Origin of the sequence: Mycobacterium palustre, from assembly GCF_002101785.1 — a bacterium.
Classification (GTDB): domain Bacteria; phylum Actinomycetota; class Actinomycetes; order Mycobacteriales; family Mycobacteriaceae; genus Mycobacterium; species Mycobacterium palustre.
The window spans coordinates 26,717-47,933 of the sequence record NZ_LQPJ01000155.1; the positions used below are offsets into that span (position 1 = coordinate 26,717).

A 21,217-nucleotide genomic window follows, 5' to 3' on the forward strand; every position below is an offset into this window, starting at 1 on the left:
GCCGACGTCGCGCCGGGCGCGACCGTCGGCATGGCGATCGCCCGACCGGATGGGACCGAACCGGTTGCCCTGGGCCGCTGGTCGTCCGGGGTGGCGTGGTCGACGATCAAGGTGCCATTGGCCCTCGCGGCGTTGCGGCGCGACCCGGCGCGTGCCGAGCGGCTGGTTTTGACGGCGATCACGTCGTCCGACAACCAGGCGTCGGAGCGTCTGTGGTCTTTGTTGGGTTCGCCCGGTGCAGCGGCGCGGCAGGTGCAGGCCGTCATCGAGGAGTGCGGGGACGCCGAGACCGTGGTCGAATCGCGGCGACTGCGCCGCGGCTACACCGCGTTCGGCCAGACACGGTGGACTTTGTGCCGGCAGGCGGGTTTCGCCGCCCGGCTACCGACGCTCGAGGATGCGGCGCCGGTCGTCGCGCTGATGCGAGACCTCACCCCCGCCCAGCGCTGGGGGCTGGCCGCGAAAGGCTTTGCCGCCAAAGGTGGTTGGGGCCCCGGGGTGCGCGGCGACTATTTGGTCCGCCAATTCGGCGTCGTGCCAACGCCGTCGGGCAGCGTGGGCGTGGCGCTGGCCGCGCAGGCGCACGCGTTCGAGGGCGGGGTCTGCACGCTCGATGCGATGGCGGACTGGCTCGTCGCCCACCTGCCGGCGCTAACCGAGCAGTGACGGCACCACCGCGTCGATCAGGTGCGGGCCGGGTTCGGCGAACGCGGCCCGCAGGGCGTCGGCGAATTCCTCGGCGGTGCTGACGCGCCGCGCCGGAACGCCCATGCCCTCGGCGATCCTGACGAAATCCATGGCGGGCCTGGACAAGTCGAGGAGGTCCTGCGCCTTGGGGCCGGGGGCCGATCCGGCGCCGACGCGTTGCAGCTCGACCCGCAGGATGTCGTAGGCGCCGTTGTCGTAGACCACGGTGGTGACGTCGAGGTTCTCGCGCGCCTGGGTCCACAACCCGGAAATGGTGTACATCGCCGACCCGTCGGACTCCAGGCACAGCACCGGACGATCGGGCGCGGCGACCGCGGCGCCCACCGCGGCGGGGATGCCATAGCCGATCGCACCGCCGGTCAGCGTCAGCCAGTCGTGCGCCGGTGCGCCGGCGGTGGCCTGCGGCAGCAGCAGCCCGGAGGTGTTGGCCTCGTCGACGACGATCGCCCGTTCGGGCAGCAGCGCCCCGATCACGTCGGCCGCCGACGCGGACGTCAGCGCGCCCGTCGGCAGCTGCGGGCGCGACGCCGGCGCCACCGGCGCTTCGGTGCCGGGCGCGAGCTCGTCGGCTAGCGCGACGAGGGCCGCCGCGGCGCCTGGGTTTCCGGCGAGGGTGTGCACGTCGCAGCCCGCCGGCACCAGGTCGCTGGGGATGCCCGGGTAGGCGAAGAACGACACCGGCGACTTGGCACCCGCGAGCACCAGGTGCTTGGCGCCGTCGAGTTGGGCCGCGGCGGCCTCGGCGAAGTACGCGAGCCGCTCGACGGGGGGTACGCCCGCGCCGCGCTCCAGCCGCGTCGGGAACGTCTCGCACAACACCCGGGCGCCGGTGGCCTGCGCGATGCGCGCGGCCGCCGCCAGGCCGTCGCGGCGAGTGGCGTCGCCACCGACCATCAGGACCGTCGGCTCCCCCGAGCGCAATGCCCCCTTTACCTCCGGCGCATCGGATTGTTGGGCTTGGGCCGCATCGGTTTTCGGCGTGTCGGCGGGTTTGGCGCCGTCGGACCAGGACACGTCGGCGGGAAGGATCAGCGTGGCGATCTGCGAGCCGGACCGGCTCGCGGCGATCGCGTCGGCGGCGTCGGCCGCGACGGCGGCGCTGTCATGGCTGCGGCGCAGCCAACCCGAGACGGTTCCCGCCAGCGCGTCAATGTCGGATTCCAGTGGGGCGTCGTACTTTTTGTGATAGGTGGCGTGGTCGCCGACCACGACGACCATTGGCACCCGGGCGCGCCGGGCGTTGTGCAGGTTGGCCAGGCCGTTACCCAGCCCGGGGCCCAGGTGCAGCAGCACCGCGGCCGGGCGATCGGCGATGCGGGCGTAGCCGTCGGCCGCCCCGGTGGCCACCCCCTCGAAAAGCGCCAGCACGCCCCGCATTTGGGGAACGGCGTCCAGCGCGGCCACGAAGTGCATCTCCGACGTGCCCGGGTTCGAGAAGCACACGTCGACGCCGCCGTCGACCAGGGTGTTGATCAGGGCCTGGGCGCCGTTCACGGCGTCGCCTCCTTCGCTGGTAGGCCGGCTGGTAGGCCGAAAACGCGTTTCGCGTTGTCGTGGAGGAAGTCTCGGCGGGCCTCGTCACCGAGGCCGATGTCGTCGAGCCCCGCCAGGGCGTGCGCGTGCGTCATCATCGGGTAGTTGGTGCCGAACAACACCTTCCGTTGTCCGGTACCGGTTTTCATGAAGCTGACGAGCTCTCGGGGCAGCCGCTGGATCGTGTAGGCCGAGGTGTCGATGTAGACGTTCTCGTGCTTGCGGGCCACCGCGACCATCTCCTCCGTCCACGGGTAGCCGACGTGGCCGCACACGATGACCAGCTCGGGAAAGTCGAGGGCCACCTGGTCGATGTAGGGGATCGGTCGCCCGGTCTCCGAGGGTCGCAGCGGGCCGGTGTGGCCGACCTGGGTGCAAAACGGCACCCCGGATTCCACGCATTCGGCGAACAGCGGGTAGTAGCGGCGATCGGTGGGCGGCGCGTCCCACAGCCACGGCACCACCCGCAGGCCCACGAATCCTTCCCCGATGCGGCGCCGCAGCTCGCGGACCGCCGGCATCGGGCGGTCGAGGTCGACGGTGGCCAGGCCGGCGAACCGGTCGGGGCGGGACGCCACCCATTCGGCGACCTCGTCGTTGGAGATCAGGTCCTGGCCGTGGGGGCCGCGCCACGCGCTGAGCAGGCCGACGCCGACGCCGGCGGCGTCCATGGACTCGATCGTGGCGTCGATCGGGATGTCGGTGTCCGGGATCGACCCGCCCGTCCAGCGCCGCAGCGAGGCCAAGAAGTCGCTGCGCAAAAACCGCGGCGTCGGGTGCTGCATCCACACGTCGATCGTCATCGCGCTTCGACACTAGCCCGTTGGGTCGGCAAGGCTTAGGCGCGGCCAGCGCGGCGCTTAGGCGGCCAGCGCGGCGCGGGCCGCGGCGTCGGCCTGCCGCGCGTACCCGCCGCCGAACAGCACCACGTGCGCCAGCAGCGGGAACAGCTGGTGCAGCCCGATACGGTTGCGCCACCCCGGCCGTAGCGGCCGCACCCGCTGGTAGCCGGCGAGGACCGCGTCGAGGTGCGGGCAGCCGAACAGCGCGAGCATCGCCAGGTCGGTCTCGCGGTGACCGCCGTGTGCGGCCGGGTCGATCAGCACCACCCCGTCGGGCGTCCACATCACGTTGCCGCTCCACAGGTCGCCGTGCAGCCGGGCGGGCGGGTCGTCGTCATCGGAGTCGAAGTCACCGGCCCGGCAACGCGCGGCGACGGAGTCGATCGCGGCGCGGGTCGAAGCGTCGAGCCGCGCCGCCGCGAGCTCGGCCATCGGGGCCAGCCGCTCGTCGGCGTAAAAGTCGCCCCAGCGGCGGTGCGTGTGCAGCGACATCGGCAACGGCTGCGCGAGCGGCCCGAAGAACCCGGGTCCGTCCCACCCGTCGGGCCCGGCGCCGAACGCGTCCGCTCCCGCGTCGTGCGTGACGGCCAGCTGGCCCCCGAACGCGTGGGCGGCCTGCGGGGTCGGGTTGACCGAGTCGAGTCGCCGCAGGGTGAGGCCGGTCGCGTCGGCGCGGACCACCTGCGCGCAGGGCACACCGCCGTCGACGCCGGACAACCAGCGCAACCCCGCCGCTTCCCACGCGAAGTAGCCGGCGGGGGCGCCCGGGTGGTGTTTGACGAAGTCGGTCACGCAGTCAGGTCGTCACGCGGCTGGCATGCACGTCGTCGGCCGGCCGGGCCTCGGTCTGCTCCTTCGCCCAGCGGTAGTCGGGTTTGCCTGCGGGCGAACGCTTCACCTCGTCGACCAGCCAAAGGCTGCGCGGCACTTTGTATCCCGCGATCTCCGAGCGCACGAAGCTGTCCAGCTCGGCGAGCGTCGGCCGGCACCCCGGGCGGGGCTGCACGACGGCCGCCACGCACTGGCCGTACCGCGCATCGGGCACCCCCACCACCAGGGCGTCGAAGACATCGGGATGACCCTTCAGCGCCGCCTCGACCTCTTCGGGGTAGATCTTTTCCCCGCCGCTGTTGATCGACACCGAACCGCGGCCGAGCATCGTGACGGTGCCGTCCTCCTCGACCAGGGCCCAGTCACCCGGAATGGCATACCGCACACCGTTGATGGTCCGGAACGTCTCGGCGGTCTTCTTCTCGTCCTTGTAGTAGCCGACCGGGATGTTGCCCTTCTTAGCGATGAAGCCCCGCACGCCCGAACCCGGCTTGACCTCGTTACCGTCCTCGTCGAGCACGACGGTGCGGTGGTCGATGGTCACGCGCGGGCCGCCGCCGTGCGGCGCGCCCGCGGCCACGATGCTGGTGCCGCCGAACCCGGTCTCCGACGAACCGATCGAGTCCGTGATGACGCGGTTGGGCAGCAGCTCGAGGAGCTTCTCCTTGATGCTCGGCGAGAACAGCGCCGCGGTGCTGGCCAGCAGGTACAGCGACGACAGGTCGTAGTCGTTGTTCTTGTCGAGCGCGTCGAGCAGCGGACGGGCCATGGCGTCGCCGGTGAAGAACAGCAGGTTCACCTTGTGCTTGTGGATCGTGCGCCACACCTCGTCGGCGTTGAATTCCGGTGCCAGCACGGTGGTTTGGCCCGAGAAGATCGACATCCAGGTCGCCGACTGGGTGGCGCCGTGGATCATCGGCGGTATCGGGTAGCGCACCATCGGCGGGTTGGCGGCCGCGGCCTTGGCCAGGTCGTACTCGTCCTTGACGAATTCGCCTGTGGCGAAGTCGGTTCCGCCGAACAGCACCCGGTAGATGTCCTCGTGGCGCCACATCACGCCCTTGGGGAAGCCGGTGGTGCCCCCCGTGTAGAGGAGGTAGATGTCGTCGGCGCTGCGCTCGCCGAAGTCGCGTTCGGGGGATCCCTGAGCGACGGCGGAGTAGAACTCGACGCCGCCGTAGCGCTGGAAGTCGTTGTCGGAGCCGTCCTCGACGACGAGGACCGTCTTGACGCCGGGCGTGTCCGGCAGCACGTTGGCGACCCGGTCGGAGTACTGCCGCTCGTGCACCAGCGCGACCATGTCGGAGTTGTCGAACAGGTAGCGCAGCTCGCCCTCGACGTAGCGGTAGTTGACGTTCACCAGGATCGCGCCGGCCTTGACGATGCCCAGCATCGCGATGACGATCTCAATGCGGTTGCGGCAGTACAGCCCGACCTTGTCGTCCTTGCCCACGCCCTGGTCCATCAGGTAGTGCGCCAGGCGGTTGGCCTTCTCCTCGAGTTGGGCGTAGGTCAGCTTCTCGTCGCCGCAGATCAGGGCGACACGGTCAGGCACAGCGTCGATGGCGTGCTCGGCGAGGTCGGCGATGTTCAAGGCCACGGTGACCAAATTAGAACGTGTTACATTTCTTGACAAGCTCACCCCCAACGTCGACCGAAAGGCGGTAGCCGTGGCCCAGACCTCAGCTAACGAACAGACGGGGCCCGACGCCCTCGTGGAGCAGCGTGGTCACACCCTGATCGTCACGCTCAACCGGCCACACGCCCGCAACGCGCTGAGCACCGAAATGATGGAAATCATGGTGCAGGCATGGGACCGCGTCGACAACGACCCCGACATCCGCTGCTGCATCCTCACCGGGGCCGGCGGCTACTTCTGCGCGGGCATGGACTTGAAGACAGCAACCAAGAAGCCCCCGGGCGATTCGTTCAAGGACGGCAGCTACGACCCGTCACGGATCGACGCTTTGCTGAAGGGGCGCCGGCTGACCAAGCCGCTGATCGCGGCGGTCGAGGGACCGGCCATCGCCGGCGGCACCGAGATCCTGCAGGGCACCGACATCCGCGTCGCCGGCGAGAGCGCCAAGTTCGGCATCTCCGAGGCCAAGTGGAGCCTCTACCCCATGGGGGGCTCGGCCGTGCGACTGGTGCGCCAGATCCCCTACACCGTCGCGTGCGACCTGTTGCTGACCGGCCGGCACATCACCGCCGCCGAGGCCAAGGAGATCGGCCTGATCGGGCACGTCGTTCCCGACGGGCAGGCGCTGACCAAGGCGCTCGAGATCGCCGAGATCATCGAGAACAACGGCCCGCTGGCCGTGCAGGCGATCCTGCGGGCGATCCGGGAGACCGAGGGCATGCACGAAAACGACGCCTTCAAGATCGACACCCAGATCGGCATCAAGGTGTTCCTGTCCGACGACGCCAAGGAAGGGCCGCGCGCGTTCGCCGAGAAGCGCAAGCCCAACTTCCAGAACCGCTAGGGGTACGCGGCGCCTTCATTGCGCCGAACGTGCTCTGAGGGTGGGATTTTCGCGATTTTCTCACCCTCAGATCACGTTCGGCGAGCCCACGCCGCCGCCAACCGTCCGAGGATGCCGCCCCGCGTGTCCCCGGCTGTCACGCGGATAGCGATCCACCCGAGTTCGGGTAACGCCTCATAACGCTCGATGTCCTTGCGGAACTGCCGGGGATCCGTCCAGTGCTGGGGCCCTTCGTATTCCAGTGCGATTTTGACGTCGTCCCAACCCATGTCGACAACCGCGACCAGCTCACCGTATTCGCCGTGGATCGGAAGCTGGGTCTGCGGCGGGGGATAACCCGCCTCGATGACCAGCAGCCGCAGCCACGTCTCGCGCGGTGACTCGGCGCCGGGGTCGACAAGTGTCAACGCTCGCCTCGCCCGCCTGATGTTGCGGTGGCCTTTGTAGCGGTCCGCGATCATTTCGGCGTCGGCGGCCTTCAGTCCGGTCGCCCGGGCAAGGGCGTCGATCGCCGCGACGGCTTTGCCGACGGTATTGCGGCAGGCGATGTCGAACGCCGTACGGGCTGGCGTCGTCGCGGAAACGCCGCCGATGAGCTGGATCTCGTCGTCGGCGACGGTGTCCAACCAGGTGCGGATGCCGGCCGGCGGACGACGGTGTTGGTACAGCAACTGAGCCGGCGCCTGGTGGTCTACCCATTTGGCGCCGTGCAGCGCGGACGCGGAATGCCCCGCGACCACGCCGCGCCGCCGCGACCACAGCCACGCGGCGCGGGCCCGGGTCGCGGCGGTGAGGTCGGTGTCGGGTGGGATGTAAACGTCCGGGTGCAGCGCGACGAATCGGCTACGCAACTGGTGCCGCGTCAGGGCACCCGATTTGATGGCCTCGCTTCCGATGAACGCCTCTCCCATGAGGGGCAGTGTGGCGCGCGGCACCGACATCCCCGCCGAACGTGCTCTCAGTGCGCGATTTTGGCAGAATTGCCGCCCTCAGAGCACGTTCGGCGTGGGGGTTACGGGCGCGAGGTTACGGTCGCGAGGACGTCAGGCGCCCACGGGCGCGGTGGGCGTGAACACCACCGGCATCTTCTCCAGGCCGCTGACGAAGTTCGCCGGGCGCAACGGCAGCTCCGCATCCGACGCGAGTCGCAGGTCGGGGAGCCGCTGCAGCAGGCGGGTTTGCATGATCGACAGCTCGAGGCGGGCCAGCTGGTTGCCGAGGCAGAAGTGCGTCCCGAAGCCGAACGCGAGGTGGTTGTTGGGGTAGCGCTCGATGTCGAAGCTCTCGGGATCCTTGAAGACCTTCTCGTCGAAGTTCGCCGACTCGAAGAGCAAAATCATCTTTTCGCCCTGGCGCAACGGGGTGCCGTGGAACTCGGTGTCGGCGGTGACCGTGCGGGCCATGTTCTTCACCGGCGCGGTCCAGCGCAGCATCTCTTCGATCGCGTTGGGCAGCAATCCGAGGTCGTCGACCAGGCGCCGGTGCTGATCGGGGTGCAGCAGCAGCTGCCGCGTCCCGCCGGACAGCGTGTGGCGCGTGGTCTCGTCGCCCCCGATCAGCAGCAGCAGGACCTCGGTGACGATCTGGTGGTCCTCCAGGCTCGACCCCTCGACCTCCGCGTGCACCAGGACGCTGACCAGGTCGTCGGTCGGCTCGGTCTTGCGCGCGGTGATCATGCCCATCATGTATTCGCTGTAGGCGGCGAAGGCATCCATGGTGATCTGGAAATCCTCTTGCGCCGCAGTGCTGCTCAAGAAGCTGACCAGATCGTCGGACCACTTGAGGAACATCTTGCGTTCCTCGGGCCGCACGCCGAGCATGTCGCCGATCACCGCCATCGGCAGCGGCGCGGCCAGGTCCCAGACGAAGTCGCACTCGCCGCGCTCGCACACCGCGTCGATCAGCGTGTCGCACAGCGAGACGATCTTGGCCTCTTGGTCTTTCACGCGCTTGCGGGTGAAGCCGGAGTTGACGAGCTTGCGGCGCAACAGATGTTGCGGGTCATCCATCTCGATCATCATCTCGACGCCGTCTTGGTCGGGTCGGATGCCGCCGGCGTTGGAGAACAGTTCGGGGTTGCGCTCGGCGTCGATCACGGCCTGATACGTCGACGCGGCGGCCAGCCCGTTGCGGTCCCGGAACACCGGCTCGTGCTCGCGCATCCAGCGGTAGACGCTACGCGAGTCCCCCGCGTAGAACGCGCCGTCGGTCAGGTCGACGTCCGGCCTGGTCTGCAAACTGGTCGAAGTCATGAGATCTCCTGGGCATCGCCGAATGTCATTTGCACGTTATCAACCGAGCTGGACACCATCGCGCGTTTCGGAAGGCCCAGCGAGGCAAGCTCTTTCGCATAGGGGTGGTCGCCCAGCCGGATCCGGGCCCCACCGAATCGGGTGCGCACACCGGCGAGCGTGTGCTCGAAGGAGGTCTCGCGGGTGACGCCGTCGCGGTGCGAGTAGGTGCGCTGCTGTTGGTGGCGCGGCGTCAGCGAGAACGGCAGGCCGCGGCCGAACTCCATGTCGATCACGAATTGCCCGTCAACGGTCAAAGCGAAGCCGAACTGGCGGCCCTCCCGAACGGCGAAGTCCGCCATGACTTTCGGGTAGCCCCAGATCTTGGTGCCCGCCTCCAGCGTGAACGGCTGGTCGACGGGAAGGTGGTGGATGAACGCGCCGGCCGACCGCAGGGCGCGCGGCCCCTTGGCGTTCGACCCGGGCGGGTTGACCATCACACTGGTGCCGAACTCGTGGTACTCGCCCAGGTCGCCGTCGAGGTAGTGCATCAGCATCAGGACCACGATCGCGCGCCCCGGCAGGTAACGGCAGACCCGCAGGCCGCTGTAGCCGATCATCCGCTGCGCAGCGTCGGCGTCGACGGAGAACATCGCCATGTGCTGCTTCGCCTTGCGAATCCGCACCGGCATCGTCAGTACCGTGCCCGCGATGGTGTGCTGCGAGGCTGTCATCCGGCCAATCTAGAACGCGTTCTACTGCTCCGGCAAGAGCCGCCTAGATCAGCGCGGCGACCTCGCGGACCTGCTGCGCCGACCGGCCGGACACCACCATCATGGTGACGCCGGCGGCCTCCCACACCTTGATTTGCTTACGGACGTAGTCCACGTCGCCGACGATCGCGGCGTCGTCGACGAGTTCGTCGGGGATGATTTTCGCCGCCTCGTCCTTGCGGTTCGACCGAAACAGCTTGGTGACCTCGTCGACCACCTCGGCGTAGCCCATCCGGCGGTAGACGTCGGCGTGGAAGTTGGTGTCCTCGGCGCCCATGCCGCCCATGTAGAGGGCAAGGTAGGGCTTCATGGCCGCGAACGCGGCGCTGCGGTCGTCGGTGATGACGATGTTGGCCGTCGCGCAGATTTCGAAGTCCTCGCGGCTGCGGCGCGCGCCGGGCCGGGCGAAGCCCTCGTCGAGCCATTCGTTGTAGGTGTCGGCCATCCGCGGCGTGTAGAAGATCGGCAGCCACCCGTCGCAGATCTCGGCGGCCAGCGCGACGTTCTTGGGCCCCTCGGCGCCCAGCATGATCGGGATGTCGGCGCGCAACGGGTGGGTGATCGGCTTCAAGGCCTTGCCCAGGCCGGTGGTGCCCTCCCCGGTCAGCGGCAGCGGGTAGTGCGGCCCGGGGCTGGTCACCGGCGCTTCCCGGGCCCACACCTGCCGCAGGATGTCGATGTATTCACGGGTGCGGGCCAGCGGCTTGGGGAACCGCTGTCCGTACCAGCCCTCGACCACCTGCGGACCCGACACCCCCAGCCCCAGGATGTGCCGGCCGCCGGACAGGTGATCCAGCGTCAGCGCCGCCATCGCGCACGCCGTCGGGGTGCGCGCCGACAGCTGCACGACCGACGTGCCCAGCCGCACCCGCCGCGTCGACGACCCCCACCAGGCCAGCGGCGTGTAGGCGTCGGAGCCCCACGCCTCGGCGGTGAACACGGCGTCGAACCCGGCGTCCTCGGCCGCGGCGACGAGTTCGGCGGCATTTTCCGGCGGTTGTGCGCCCCAATACCCCAGCTGCAAGCCCAGCTTCATAGCCTCCGCCTCTCTAGGCGACCCGATGTTGAAAGCGTTCTTAGAACCTGTTCTACTCGAAGGCGTGACAACCAGTTCGAGCAGCCCATCCCTGATCGATCACCGTGAGCCACCACTTTCCGCGCCACTGACGTTGTCCTTCGACTACACCCGTTCGGTCGGCCCCACGCTTGGCCAGTTCTTCACCGCCTTGCGTGAACGCCGCATCCTGGGGGTGCGGGGATCGGACGGCCGGGTGCACGTCCCTCCGGCGGAATATGACCCGGTCACCTACGAGCCGCTGGGCGAGATGGTACCGGTGTCGGCCGTCGGCACCGTCGTGTCCTGGACCTGGCAGCCCGAGCCGCTGGAGGGCCAGCCGCTGGACCGGCCCTTCGCGTGGGCGCTGATCAAGCTGGACGGCGCCGACACCCCGCTGATGCACGCGGTGGACGCCGGCGGACCCGACGCGATCCGCACCGGCGCGCGGGTGCACGTGCACTGGGCCGACGAGACCGTCGGCGCCATCACCGACATCGCCTACTTCGAGCTGGGCGAGGACGCCGAAACGGTCCCCGAACCCTCGGGTGACCGGGAGCCGGTCACCATGATCGTCACGCCGATCTCGCTGACGATCCAGCACACCGCGTCGCACGAGGAGAGCGCCTACCTGCGGGCCATCGCCGAGGGCCGGTTGCTCGGCGCGCGCACCGGCAAGGACGGCAAGGTGTACTTCCCGCCGCACGGCGCCGACCCGGCCACCGGCCAGCCCACCACCGAGTTCGTCGAGCTACCCGACAAGGGCACGGTGACGACGTTCGCGATCATCAACATCCCGTTTCAAGGGCAGCGCATCAAGCCGCCGTACGTGGCGGCCTATGTGTTGCTCGACGGCGCCGACATCCCGTTCTTGCACCTGGTCGCCGACGTGGACGCGCACGACGTGCGGATGGGGATGCGGGTCGAAGCGGTGTGGAAGCCCAAGGACCAGTGGGGTTTTGGCATCGACAACATCGAGTACTTCCGGCCCACCGGGGAACCCGACGCCGACTACGACACCTACAAGCACCACCTGTAAAGGGCCTATTCGCAATGAGCGCTCGCAACGTGGCGGTCGTCGGCTTCGCCCACGCACCGCATGTCCGCCGCACCGACGGCACCACCAACGGCGTCGAGATGTTGATGCCGTGCTTCGCCGAGCTGTATGAGGATCTCGGCATCACGAAGGCCGACATCGGCTTCTGGTGCTCCGGGTCATCCGATTACCTTGCCGGCCGGGCCTTTTCGTTTATCTCGGCGATCGACTCGATCGGCGCCGTCCCGCCGATCAACGAGTCGCACGTCGAGATGGACGCCGCCTGGGCCCTCTATGAGGCCTACATCAAGATCCTGGCCGGCGAGGTCGACACCGCGTTGGTGTACGGCTTCGGTAAGTCCTCGGCCGGAACGCTGCGCCGCGTGCTGTCGCGGCAGACCGACCCCTACACCGTCGCGCCGCTGTGGCCGGATTCGGTGTCGATCGCCGGGCTGCAGGCCCGCATCGGGCTCGACACCGGCAAGTGGGACGAAATGCAAATGGCCCGAGTCGCGTTCGACTCGTTTCAGCAAGCCAAACGGGTCGACTCCGTCGAGCCCCCGGTCGGCCTGGACGAGTTGCTCGAGCGGCCGTTCTTCGCCGACCCGCTGCGCCGCCACGACATCGCCCCCATCACCGATGGCGCCGCCGCGATCGTGCTGGCGGCCGACGACCGGGCCCGCGAGTTGCGGGAAAACCCGGCCTGGATCACCGGTCTCGAGCATCGCATCGAAACCCCCGTGCTGGGCGCGCGCGACCTCACCGAGTCGCCGTCGACCACGGCGGCGACCAAGGCGGCCACCGGCGGACACGTCCGCAACCTCGACGTAGCCGAGATTCACGCACCCTTCACTCACCAACATCTGATCCTCGCGGAGGCCATCCGCATACCCGGGGCGACGAAGGTCAATCCCTCCGGCGGAGCCCTGGCGGCCAACCCCATGTTTGCCGCCGGGCTCGAGCGGATCGGCTTTGCCGCACAACACATCTGGAACGGTTCGGCCGAGCGGGTGCTGGCGCACGCCACCAGCGGCCCCGCCCTGCAGCAGAACCTGGTCGCGGTCATGGAAGGAAGGAACTGATGGCCGGTTCGGGTGCACAGCTCGCCGCGGTACTGGGTACCGGGCAGACCAAGTATGTCGCCAAGCGCCAAGACGTTTCGATGAACGGCCTGGTGCGCGAGGCGATCGACCGGGCGCTGGCCGACTCCGGGTCGACGTTCGACGACATCGACGCGCTGGTGGTGGGCAAGGCGCCCGACTTCTTCGAGGGCGTCATGATGCCGGAGCTGTTCATGGCCGACGCCATGGGCGCCACCGGCAAGCCCCTGATCCGCGTGCACACCGCGGGCTCGGTCGGCGGGTCGACCGGGGTGGTGGCCGCCAGCCTGGTGCAGTCCGGCAAGTACCGGCGCGTGCTGGCCATGGCCTGGGAGAAGCAGTCTGAGTCGAACGCCATGTGGGCGTTGTCGATTCCGATCCCGTTCATCAAGCCGGTCGGCGCGGGCGCGGGTGGCTATTTCGCCCCGCACGTGCGCTCCTACATCCGCCGGTCGGGCGCACCGCTGAACATCGGCGCCATGGTCGCGGTCAAGGACCGGCTCAACGGGGCCCGCAACCCGCTGGCCCACCTGCACCAGCCCGACATCACCGTGGACAAGGTGATGCAGTCGCCGATGCTGTGGGACCCCATCCGTTACGACGAGACCTGCCCGTCGTCGGACGGCGCCTGCGCGGTGGTGATCGGCAGCGAGGAGATCGCCGACGCGCAGCTGGCACAGGGCAATCCGGTGGCCTGGATCCATGCCACCGCGCTGCGCACCGAGCCGTTGCAGTTCGCCGGGCGCGACCAGGTCAACCCGCAGGCGGGCCGCGACGCCGCCGCCGCGCTGTGGCAGGCCGCCGGCATCACCAGCCCGATCGACGAGATCGACGCCGCCGAAATCTACGTGCCGTTCTCCTGGTTCGAACCGATGTGGTTGGAAAACCTCGGGTTTGCCCCCGAGGGCGAGGGCTGGAAACTCACCGAGGCCGGCGAGACCGCCATCGGCGGGCGGCTTCCGGTGAACCCGTCGGGCGGCGTGCTGTCGTCGAACCCGATCGGCGCGTCGGGCTTGATCCGCTTCGCCGAGGCGGCGATCCAGGTGATGGGCAAGGGCGGCGACCACCAGGTTCCCGGCGCGCGAAAGGCGTTGGGGCATGCCTACGGTGGCGGTTCGCAGTACTACTCCATGTGGGTGGTCGGCGCCGACAAGCCCGAGAAGGTGCCCGCATGACGACCGCGCACAACGAAACCAAGTCCCCGGCGCACGAGGCCGGGCGCCGCTCCCGCGAGGCCGTCATCGCCCGCGACAAGGAGGCGTGGCTTTCGGTGTTCGCCGACGACGCCATCGTGGAGGACCCCGTCGGGCCGTCGCCCTTCGACCCCGAGGGCAAGGGACACCGCGGCCGCGACGCGATCTCGGCGTTCTGGGACAAGGCCATCGCCCCCACCGACAAGATCGAGTTCGTCTTCGCCGACACCTACCAGTGCGGCAACGAGGAGGCCAACGTCGGCCACATCCTGATCACGACGGGCGATTACCAGATCACCGCCGAGGGAGTGTTCACCTACAAGGCCGACGACGAGGGCCAGCTGCTCGCCCTGCGCGCCTACTGGGAATTGGACACGGCGGCCGCGAGCGCCAAGAAGGTCGAGGGCTAAAAGTTCCGGCCCGACAGTGAAATCCACGACGCGACACGCCGATTGAGCGTCGCAGGGTTCACGGTCGGCCCGCTTCTCGTGGGCAAGGCGCTGCCCTAGAGCGGCTCGAGCCCGGCCATGTGCCGCTGCGCCAGATCGCGGTACGCCTGCGGGTTGACATCGATCCACATTTCGGCGCCCGTCCCGGCGACCGGGCCCTTCACCTGAGCCGGCGCGCCGACCGCGAGCACCCCGCCGGGGATTTGGGTGCCGGCCGTCACCAACGAGTGCGCGGCCACCAGGCTGCGCGCCCCGATCACCGCGCCGTCGAGGACCGTGGCGTGGTTGGCGATCAAGGCCTCGGGCCCGACGTGGGCCCCGTGTATGACGCACAGGTGGGCCACCGTCGCGCCGGGGCCGATGTCCACCGGAATGCCGGGCGGCGCGTGCAGCACCGACCCGTCCTGGACGTTGGCGCCCTCGCGCACCACGATCGGCCCGTAGTCGCCGCGCAGCACGGCGTTGAACCATACCGACGCGCCCGCCTCCACGGTGACGTCGCCGATCAACGTCGCGGTCGGGGCCACGAACGCGGTGGGATCGATGCGCGGCGACCGACCCTCGAAAGCAAACAGCGGCATCGTCTAGATATACCCCGAGCACCGGTGCGCCACTGAAATGCCGCGAATATGCCTGGCCAGGCGGCCCTTCGTTGCGCCCGCCGGGCCCAAAACTGTAACGTGTTCTAATTAGAGACAAGCTGGAGGTGACAGGTGAGTACCGACACCAACGCGGCCGAAATCCGGGAAATCGATTCCGGCACCCTGCCTACGAGGTACGCGCGCGGCTGGCACTGCCTCGGCGTCGCGAAGGACTTCCGAGACGGAAAGCCGCACACCGTGCAGGCCTTCGGGACCAAACTGGTGGTCTTCGCCGACTCCCACGGGGACATCAACGTGCTCGACGGCTACTGCCGGCACATGGGCGGCGACCTGTCCATGGGCACCATCAAGGGCGACGAGGTGGCGTGCCCCTTCCACGACTGGCGCTGGGGCGGCGACGGCCGGTGCAAGCTGGTGCCGTACGCCAAGCGCACCCCCAAGACCGCGCGCACCCGGTCGTGGACCACCGATGTGCGTAACGGGTTGCTCTTCGTCTGGCACGACCACGAGGGCAATCCGCCCGACCCCGCGGTGCGGATCCCCGAGATTCCAGAGGCCAGCAGCGACGAGTGGACCGACTGGCGGTGGAACAGCATCCTCATCGAGGGATCCAACTGCCGCGACATCATCGACAACGTCACCGACATGGCGCACTTTTTCTACATCCATTTCGGGTTGCCGACGTACTTCAAGAACGTCTTCGAGGGCCACATCGCCTCGCAGTATTTGCACAACGTGGGCCGGCCCGACGTCAACGACATGGGCACCTCCTACGGTGAGGCGCACCTGGATTCGGAGGCGTCCTATTTCGGGCCGTCGTTCATGATCAACTGGCTGCACAACCGCTACGGCGACTACAAGGCCGAGTCGATCCTGATCAACTGCCACTACCCGGTCACCCAGAACTCGTTCGTGCTGCAGTGGGGCGTCATCGTCGAAAAGCCCAAGGGCATGGACGAAGAGATGACCGACAAGCTGTCGCGGGCCTTCACCGAGGGCGTGAGCAAGGGCTTCCTGCAGGACGTCGAGATCTGGAAGCACAAGGCCCGAATCGACAACCCGCTGCTGGTCGAGGAGGACGGCGCGGTCTACCAGTTGCGTCGCTGGTACGAACAGTTCTATGTCGACGTCGCCGACATCAAGCCCGAAATGGTGGAACGCTTCGAGATCGAGGTGGATACCACGCGCGCCAACGAGTATTGGCACGCCGAGGTTCAACAGAACCTCCAGGCCCGGGAGGCCGCGTCCGAGGACGTGCCCGCCGAGCAACACTGACCGGCATGGCTTCGCCCGGTGATCAAACGGTTCCCGACGTCGATCGGTTGGTCCGGTCGATGCTGTTGCTGCACGGTGACCACCACGGCGACGACGCGGCCCCGCGGGGCTCGGGCGGCGCGGGTGCCGGTTTGGCCTCCGGGCCAAGGGATTTCGCGAGCGACCCGCGGCGCGCCGCCGCGGTGCGGGAGGCCACCCGCGCGGACCGGGAACGCTATTTGACCTCCGGCCTGCGGCCCGTGGACTGCCGGTTCTGCCACGTCACGGTCGCCGTCCGCAGGTTGGGCCCCGGGCACACCGCGGTGCAGTGGAGCACCGAAGCGTCGCGGCGCTGCGCGTACTTCACCGAGGTGCGTGAGTCCGGCGGCGACCCCGCACGCACCAAGTCCTGCCCGCGGCTGAGCGACAGCATCGAGCACGCCGTCGCCGAAGGCTACCTGGACCACCCCGACGACGCGGAGTGACTCAACGCCGTTGCGGCAGCGCAGCGAATCGACGGCTCACAGCCCGGCGAACCGCTCCTTGACCGCCTGCTCGGTCAGCCCGTAATCGCCAAGCGAATACGTGTGCTTGGGCGCCCGCGGACCGGACGTGCTTTCGGCGTGGCTCTTTTCCATCGCGGCCCGCGCCTCGTCGGTCAGCGTCAGCCCGAAGTGCCGATAGATGTCGGCGACGGTGCCCAACGGGTCGGCGATCAGGTCGCGGTAGTCTACGTCGTAGAACTGGGACGGGTCATATTTGGCGCGGGCGGCGTTGAACCGCTGCAGCCCCCGCGACCACGTTTCCATTGCGTCGGCGCCGATTTGGGCGCCGACGAACGTCGTCGACCAACCCTGCGCGGTGTGCTGCGCCAGCGAGCACATCGATGCCATGATCGTCTCGACCGGCCGGTGCGTCTGGATCACCAGCGCGTCGGGATAGGTCGCCATCAAGGCGTCCAGCGCGAACAGGTGGCTCGGATTCTTCAGGACCCACCGTTTGTCGGTGTCGTTGAGGCCGATCAGCTGCAGGTTCTTGCGGTGCCGGCGATACGGCGGCGTCCAGTCCTGCTCCGCCAACCACTTCGCGTAAGTCGGCAGGTGCGAAAGGGTTTCGTAGGACACCGAGTGCAGCGACTGTCGCAACAGCTGCCAGCATTCCTCCAGCTCGTAGGCCGCCATGAAATGCAGGCCCGTGTAGTCGGGGTTTTCCCGGTGATGCCGGTTGAGCTGGTCGTCGAGCTGGCGATACAGCGGGTGCGAGTCCCAGGTGTCGCGCGGCGGCCGCGGCTGCGGGAACTCGGCCAGCCACATGTGCAGCCCCTGATGCGCGGGGTCGGCGCCGAGCAGCCGGTGCAGCGCCGTGGTGCCGGTGCGCACCAGGCCGGTGACGAAGATCGGCCGTTCGATGACGACGTCGGCGTGCTGGGGGTATTGCTTCCACGCCGACTCGGACAGCAACCGCGCCACCAGCGCACCCCGCAGAAAGAACCGATTCATCTTGCTGCCCAACACCGTAAGGTTCGCCTCGCGGCGGTAGGAGTCGAGCAACACCTCGAGCGCTTCGAGGTAGTTGTCGTCGTCTGAGCCGAAGTCGTCGAGGCCGGTCAGCTTGCTGGCCGACGCGTGCAATTCTTCGACGGTGCCGACGTCGGTGCGATCGGTCATCAGTGGTGGTACTCCCCGCAGTTGACGTCCAAAGTCTGACCGGTGATGCCGCTCGACAGATCACTGGCCAAAAAAAGGATCGCCGAGGCCACCTCGTCCTCGGTCGGCAGGCGCTTGAGGTCGGAGTTCGCGGCGGTGGCCGCATAGATCTGCTCCACCGTCGTGCCATACTTGCCCGCCTGGTGTTCGAAGTAACCCTGCAATGTGTCGCCCCAGATATACCCAGGCGCAACCGAATTGACTCGGATCCCCTTCTCGCCGAGCTCGGTGGCCAGCGACTGCGACATGGCCAGCAACGCCGACTTGGCCATCTTGTACGCACCGTATTTGGCCTGCGAATGCCGCAGCACCATCGAGTTGACGTTGACGATCGACCCCGACGACGCCTCCAGCGCCGGCGTCAAAGCTTGGATCAGGCGCAGCGCCCCCAGCGCACTGAGCTCGATCGCGTCGCGGATGTGCTGAAACGACGTGCCCGCCAGCGGCTTCATCGACGGCACCCGGAACGCGTTGTTGACCAAGACGTCGACCTTGCCGTAGGTGGCCGTCGCCGTTTCGACAAGGTAGGCGACCTCGTCGTCGTCGGTGATGTCGGCGCGCACCGCCAACGCTTTGCGCCCGGTGTCGTTGACCTGTTTGGCGACCGCCTCCAGCCGGTCCAGGCTGCGCGCCGCCAACGCCAGGTCCGCACCCTCGCGCGCGCACCGGTGGGCCAGCGTGGTCCCGAGCCCGGGCCCCACGCCACTGATGACAACGACCTTGCCCTCGAGCATCCCTGCCATGGTCACCCCAACATCCTGGTCGCGATCTGCCGTTGCCGCAACGCGATTCGCTCACGCCACTGGTCCTCGGAGATCTTGTTGTGCTCGAAATACGGCAGCGCGGCCGGCACCGCATCGAAGTCGACGACCTCGACGGTGGGCCCGTCGGCCTCGCTGAGCTCGCGGGACACCCGCTGCCAGCGGAACTGCATATAGCCGCGGCGATGGCCCAGCGTCTCGACCCAGTTCGTCACGCCGGGGTTTTGGTCGGCGACCACGATGCGCACCTTTCCGTCCGGATCGGCTTGCGCCTGAGTGTTGTTCAGCGAGGTCTGGTGGTTGATGTAGTCCAGCGAGATGTACCACAAGCTGCCCAGCTGGAAGCCGAGATACGGAGCGTCGGAGACCGGGATGGTGATCACCATCGCCTGATCGGGTCGCAACTCGAAATGCCCGGCCGACGAGTACTGGGTCGAAAGGCCGCCAGGCGTCAGCCGGGGCGCGACCATGGTGTTGACCGGGATGTTGAGGTAGAACCACTTCGGGAACTCCAGCCAGGTCTTGATGCGGTTCACCAGTTGCTTACCCGCAGTGGCGTAACGCTTTTCGATCGTCTGGCGGGTAAGCGGCGGCGGCGCGGTGCCGGCGGTGTCCAGGCGCGAGATCGACAGCGTGCCGCGCTGCGCCGACCAGTCACCGTACACCTCGCGAATCACCAACTGGCCCACGCTGTTTGGCCGGAATCGCCACTCGAAGCTGCCGTCGGCTGCGATCTCGAGCTCGCGGTCGTCGAACGCCGCCTGGCTGACGGGCACGTTGTCGTCGGTGTACTCACCGCCGAGCAGCTGGAAGCTCAGGTCGGTGGTCGTGCCGCGCCTGCCGCTCACGACGTAGTCGTGGCCGGGCTGCACGCGGGTGCCGAAGTAAAGCGTGTCGGGGTTGTCGAGGCCCATCTTGGTGAACGGCCCGGTGCCCGACTGCAGGAAGGGATGGTCGCGCTCGTAGTCGAAGGCCAGGTGGATGCAGCCCGAGATGCAGCCAGCCAGGTACTGGAGCCCTTCGAGCAGGTCGGCTTCCGTCTCGATGTGCGGCGCGGCGGCGACGAGCTTTTCGGCCTCGGCGATCGCTTCTGTGAGCGGGCCAGAAAGGGAATCTGCGGACACGCCTAGACGCTAGAACGTGTTCTACTTTTTAGTCAATGGCGAACGTTCCCGCGCGTCGTCGGCGGCGTTTACCGACTTGAGAAACTAGTGGCTCACTTCGGATTGGGTGTTGCAGAGGGGCTCGCTGTAGCGAATTTAAGTAAGGTTTGTCGTTTGATTTAAGCTGACAGCCGCGCGAACAATGGCTTACCCTCGGGGTCGAGGAAGGAATTTTTAATAGCGTCGGTCGACGCGTCTATATAATGCGATAGTTCGACCAGGCGATCATCTGCAGCAACTGCCAACATCGACCCAGCAGAATCTATGAGGCCATCGCGCTCTTCCCCAGCGAGGACTGTTGTCCCTATGGTATAGCCATCTTTTATTTCATTACGCATAAATGGTTTACGGATACGCGGCAGGCCGCGGGACTTGCGGACCGAGCCACCGAAATGACCATAGAGATACTTTTCCAGCAGGCCAGATGTAAGTGCAGCCAAGTGGAAATGCTCGTCACCCATGCGGTCGGAGGATGTAATCACATAATAGCCTTCGGCCAGACCGATGAAATAACGTCTTTCTCCGCCCGTATTCCAGAGTAAGGCGCGGCCGTCATCGGTCCGCGATCCCTGGGTTAGCTCAAGTCCACCGGTCCGAACCCATGCTTGTAGGTCCGCGGAAAGGTCGATTACCTGCTTCATCGCTCCGTCAGCACCGTTCCCATCAGCTCCTCGACGGTTCTGGGCTCACCTTTCGCGTCCAGGATTTGGACCTGTAGTGACCCGCCCGGTTGGCCGAGTCCGGGTGCTACCTCTGATATTTCGATGGTCCAGTCACTGGGCAGCGCGCTCAGCCTGTAACTATTATATGGCCCCGCAAGCGAACTAGTGTGGAGGGCCCGCTGTTCCCAAGAGGCAGCTTGCCCGTTTTCCATGACCGCTAAATACGTTCCTTCCTCATCGCCGATTCGGTCGAGTAATGAACCATAATCTCGAATGAAGCACCTTAGGTCAGAATAAGCGACCCTTGTGCCTAGTACCGCGCCGGAGTTGCCGGGAAAATTATACCAGTGCTGGCCTTGCGGGCCGACTTTGTTAAACCGCTGTTCGTATTCCGTTTGAGAATAGGCGTGCCCGTGTGAGTCGCGCCCGAACGGCGCTTTGGGATCATCCATCAGCCTTCTCACATCCGCATCTATATGACTCAAGTCCGCGGGGTTGTCAGGATAGCTCCAATGTTCCGGCAAAGGTTCACCGTAGTGCAGATCGGTGGGCTTATCCGGCAATCGGTCCCACCCGTCGCCCGAGCGCTCGTCTGAATGCACCGGGTCTTCACGCCCGCTGTGTGGATCGCCATGCCCCGACCCGGGCGGACCGTCGTTTGGTGACGCTCCATCCGAGCCGCCCCCCGGCGACCTGCCATCGCCAGGCCCACGCGGACCGCCGCCGTCGCCGCCGCCCGGGCGACCGCCGGAGGAGCCGCCGCCACCGGCCCCACGCGGAGCGCCACCATGCGGTGGCTTTCCGCCCGGCGGTCCTCCCGCAGAGCCTCCGTGGCC

Annotated in this window: 22 protein-coding genes; 8 read left to right on the forward strand and 14 right to left on the reverse strand. The window is 67.6% G+C overall.

The window, feature by feature from the left end; all coding sequences use genetic code 11:
- The first annotated feature begins 30 nt into the window (after positions 1 to 30).
- Positions 31 to 666, forward strand: a complete 636-nt coding sequence (locus tag AWC19_RS27955; RefSeq protein WP_245849380.1) for a hypothetical protein — start codon at positions 31 to 33, stop codon at positions 664 to 666.
- On the opposite strand, the gene AWC19_RS27960 is transcribed toward AWC19_RS27955, so the two are convergent.
- The 4 genes from AWC19_RS27960 to AWC19_RS27975 are packed head-to-tail and all read right to left on the reverse strand — an operon-like array spanning position 652 to position 5,523.
- Positions 652 to 2,202, reverse strand: a complete 1,551-nt coding sequence (locus AWC19_RS27960; protein WP_085081312.1) for an acetolactate synthase large subunit — start codon at positions 2,200 to 2,202, stop codon at positions 652 to 654. The genes AWC19_RS27955 and AWC19_RS27960 overlap by 15 nt on opposite strands.
- Positions 2,199 to 3,044, reverse strand: coding sequence for an amidohydrolase family protein (locus AWC19_RS27965; RefSeq protein ID WP_085081313.1), 846 nt, complete (start codon positions 3,042 to 3,044; stop codon positions 2,199 to 2,201). Before AWC19_RS27965 ends, AWC19_RS27960 begins: the two co-directional genes overlap by 4 nt.
- A gap of 57 nt (positions 3,045 to 3,101) precedes the next feature.
- Positions 3,102 to 3,875, reverse strand: a complete 774-nt coding sequence (locus tag AWC19_RS27970; protein WP_085081314.1) for a fructosamine kinase family protein — start codon at positions 3,873 to 3,875, stop codon at positions 3,102 to 3,104.
- 4 nt (positions 3,876 to 3,879) lie between these two features.
- Positions 3,880 to 5,523, reverse strand: a complete 1,644-nt coding sequence (locus AWC19_RS27975; RefSeq protein WP_085081315.1) for an acyl-CoA synthetase — start codon at positions 5,521 to 5,523, stop codon at positions 3,880 to 3,882.
- A gap of 61 nt (positions 5,524 to 5,584) precedes the next feature.
- Between AWC19_RS27975 and AWC19_RS27980 the strand changes: the two genes are divergently transcribed.
- Positions 5,585 to 6,397 carry a crotonase/enoyl-CoA hydratase family protein gene (locus tag AWC19_RS27980; RefSeq protein ID WP_085081316.1) on the forward strand — a complete coding sequence of 271 codons (813 nt, stop codon included), beginning with the start codon at positions 5,585 to 5,587 and terminating at the stop codon, positions 6,395 to 6,397.
- Between the two features lie 71 nt (positions 6,398 to 6,468).
- On the opposite strand, the gene AWC19_RS27985 is transcribed toward AWC19_RS27980, so the two are convergent.
- From AWC19_RS27985 to AWC19_RS28000, 4 genes are all read right to left on the reverse strand, one after another.
- Positions 6,469 to 7,308: a hypothetical protein gene (locus AWC19_RS27985; RefSeq protein WP_085081334.1), complete on the reverse strand. Its 840-nt coding sequence runs from the start codon at positions 7,306 to 7,308 to the stop codon at positions 6,469 to 6,471.
- 132 nt (positions 7,309 to 7,440) lie between these two features.
- On the reverse strand, positions 7,441 to 8,634 hold the full coding sequence (locus AWC19_RS27990) for a cytochrome P450 (RefSeq protein WP_142281456.1): 1,194 nt from the start codon (positions 8,632 to 8,634) through the stop codon (positions 7,441 to 7,443).
- 11 nt (positions 8,635 to 8,645) lie between these two features.
- Positions 8,646 to 9,362: an acetoacetate decarboxylase family protein gene (locus AWC19_RS27995; protein ID WP_085081318.1), complete on the reverse strand. Its 717-nt coding sequence runs from the start codon at positions 9,360 to 9,362 to the stop codon at positions 8,646 to 8,648.
- A gap of 43 nt (positions 9,363 to 9,405) precedes the next feature.
- Positions 9,406 to 10,437 (reverse strand): LLM class F420-dependent oxidoreductase, encoded by a 1,032-nt coding sequence (locus AWC19_RS28000; RefSeq protein WP_085081319.1) that lies wholly within the window; start codon positions 10,435 to 10,437, stop codon positions 9,406 to 9,408.
- 64 nt (positions 10,438 to 10,501) lie between these two features.
- Here AWC19_RS28000 and AWC19_RS28005 point away from each other — a divergent pair, with 64 nt between their 5' ends.
- From AWC19_RS28005 to AWC19_RS28020, 4 genes are read left to right on the forward strand one after another with little or no spacing between them, the layout of a single operon-like run.
- The gene (locus tag AWC19_RS28005) at positions 10,502 to 11,494 is read left to right on the forward strand and encodes a Zn-ribbon domain-containing OB-fold protein (protein WP_085081320.1); all 993 of its coding nucleotides are present in this window, start codon (positions 10,502 to 10,504) and stop codon (positions 11,492 to 11,494) included.
- A 14-nt stretch (positions 11,495 to 11,508) separates the two neighbouring features.
- Complete coding sequence (locus AWC19_RS28010; RefSeq protein WP_085081321.1) at positions 11,509 to 12,573, forward strand: thiolase domain-containing protein; 1,065 nt, start codon at positions 11,509 to 11,511, stop codon at positions 12,571 to 12,573.
- Positions 12,573 to 13,766 (forward strand): thiolase domain-containing protein, encoded by a 1,194-nt coding sequence (locus AWC19_RS28015; RefSeq protein WP_085081322.1) that lies wholly within the window; start codon positions 12,573 to 12,575, stop codon positions 13,764 to 13,766. The genes AWC19_RS28010 and AWC19_RS28015 overlap by 1 nt, the downstream gene beginning before the upstream one ends.
- Positions 13,763 to 14,194, forward strand: coding sequence for a nuclear transport factor 2 family protein (locus AWC19_RS28020; protein ID WP_085081323.1), 432 nt, complete (start codon positions 13,763 to 13,765; stop codon positions 14,192 to 14,194). Before AWC19_RS28015 ends, AWC19_RS28020 begins: the two co-directional genes overlap by 4 nt.
- Positions 14,195 to 14,289: 95 nt before the next feature.
- Here the strand turns inward: AWC19_RS28020 and AWC19_RS28025 are convergent, their stop codons facing one another.
- Positions 14,290 to 14,814, reverse strand: a complete 525-nt coding sequence (locus AWC19_RS28025; RefSeq protein ID WP_085081324.1) for a gamma carbonic anhydrase family protein — start codon at positions 14,812 to 14,814, stop codon at positions 14,290 to 14,292.
- A 132-nt stretch (positions 14,815 to 14,946) separates the two neighbouring features.
- On the opposite strand from AWC19_RS28025, the gene AWC19_RS28030 reads away from it, so the two are divergent.
- Positions 14,947 to 16,110 (forward strand): 3-ketosteroid-9-alpha-monooxygenase, oxygenase component, encoded by a 1,164-nt coding sequence (locus AWC19_RS28030; protein WP_085081325.1) that lies wholly within the window; start codon positions 14,947 to 14,949, stop codon positions 16,108 to 16,110.
- Positions 16,111 to 16,115: 5 nt separating this feature from the next.
- Complete coding sequence (locus AWC19_RS28035; protein WP_085081326.1) at positions 16,116 to 16,574, forward strand: hypothetical protein; 459 nt, start codon at positions 16,116 to 16,118, stop codon at positions 16,572 to 16,574.
- A gap of 36 nt (positions 16,575 to 16,610) precedes the next feature.
- Here AWC19_RS28035 and AWC19_RS28040 read toward each other — a convergent pair whose 3' ends face one another.
- The 5 genes from AWC19_RS28040 to AWC19_RS28060 all read right to left on the reverse strand — a co-directional run bounded on the left by AWC19_RS28040 (position 16,611) and on the right by AWC19_RS28060 (position 20,983).
- On the reverse strand, positions 16,611 to 17,756 hold the full coding sequence (locus tag AWC19_RS28040; RefSeq protein ID WP_085081327.1) for a sulfotransferase family protein: 1,146 nt from the start codon (positions 17,754 to 17,756) through the stop codon (positions 16,611 to 16,613).
- Positions 17,756 to 18,538 carry an SDR family oxidoreductase gene (locus tag AWC19_RS28045; protein WP_085081328.1) on the reverse strand — a complete coding sequence of 261 codons (783 nt, stop codon included), beginning with the start codon at positions 18,536 to 18,538 and terminating at the stop codon, positions 17,756 to 17,758. Before AWC19_RS28045 ends, AWC19_RS28040 begins: the two co-directional genes overlap by 1 nt.
- A gap of 2 nt (positions 18,539 to 18,540) precedes the next feature.
- Complete coding sequence (locus AWC19_RS28050; protein ID WP_085081329.1) at positions 18,541 to 19,680, reverse strand: hypothetical protein; 1,140 nt, start codon at positions 19,678 to 19,680, stop codon at positions 18,541 to 18,543.
- Between the two features lie 158 nt (positions 19,681 to 19,838).
- Positions 19,839 to 20,360, reverse strand: a complete 522-nt coding sequence (locus AWC19_RS28055; protein WP_085081330.1) for a TNT antitoxin family protein — start codon at positions 20,358 to 20,360, stop codon at positions 19,839 to 19,841.
- Positions 20,357 to 20,983, reverse strand: coding sequence for a TNT domain-containing protein (locus AWC19_RS28060; protein ID WP_245849379.1), 627 nt, complete (start codon positions 20,981 to 20,983; stop codon positions 20,357 to 20,359). Before AWC19_RS28060 ends, AWC19_RS28055 begins: the two co-directional genes overlap by 4 nt.
- Between the last annotated feature and the right edge of the window lie 234 nt (positions 20,984 to 21,217).

Coding starts and splice junctions, on each gene's coding strand:
- AWC19_RS27965 (WP_085081313.1), bottom strand. CDS start 3,044: ATGACGATCGACGTGTGGATGCAGCACCCGACGCCGCGGTTTTTGCGC.
- AWC19_RS27985 (WP_085081334.1), bottom strand. CDS start 7,308: ATGGGAGAGGCGTTCATCGGAAGCGAGGCCATCAAATCGGGTGCCCTG.
- AWC19_RS28040 (WP_085081327.1), bottom strand. CDS start 17,756: ATGACCGATCGCACCGACGTCGGCACCGTCGAAGAATTGCACGCGTCG.
- AWC19_RS28055 (WP_085081330.1), bottom strand. CDS start 20,360: ATGAAGCAGGTAATCGACCTTTCCGCGGACCTACAAGCATGGGTTCGG.
- AWC19_RS28045 (WP_085081328.1), bottom strand. CDS start 18,538: ATGGCAGGGATGCTCGAGGGCAAGGTCGTTGTCATCAGTGGCGTGGGG.
- AWC19_RS27995 (WP_085081318.1), bottom strand. CDS start 9,362: ATGACAGCCTCGCAGCACACCATCGCGGGCACGGTACTGACGATGCCG.
- AWC19_RS28025 (WP_085081324.1), bottom strand. CDS start 14,814: ATGCCGCTGTTTGCTTTCGAGGGTCGGTCGCCGCGCATCGATCCCACC.
- AWC19_RS28010 (WP_085081321.1), top strand. CDS start 11,509: ATGAGCGCTCGCAACGTGGCGGTCGTCGGCTTCGCCCACGCACCGCAT.
- AWC19_RS28035 (WP_085081326.1), top strand. CDS start 16,116: ATGGCTTCGCCCGGTGATCAAACGGTTCCCGACGTCGATCGGTTGGTC.
- AWC19_RS27955 (WP_245849380.1), top strand. CDS start 31: ATGGCGATCGCCCGACCGGATGGGACCGAACCGGTTGCCCTGGGCCGC.
- AWC19_RS28015 (WP_085081322.1), top strand. CDS start 12,573: ATGGCCGGTTCGGGTGCACAGCTCGCCGCGGTACTGGGTACCGGGCAG.
- AWC19_RS28000 (WP_085081319.1), bottom strand. CDS start 10,437: ATGAAGCTGGGCTTGCAGCTGGGGTATTGGGGCGCACAACCGCCGGAA.
- AWC19_RS28020 (WP_085081323.1), top strand. CDS start 13,763: ATGACGACCGCGCACAACGAAACCAAGTCCCCGGCGCACGAGGCCGGG.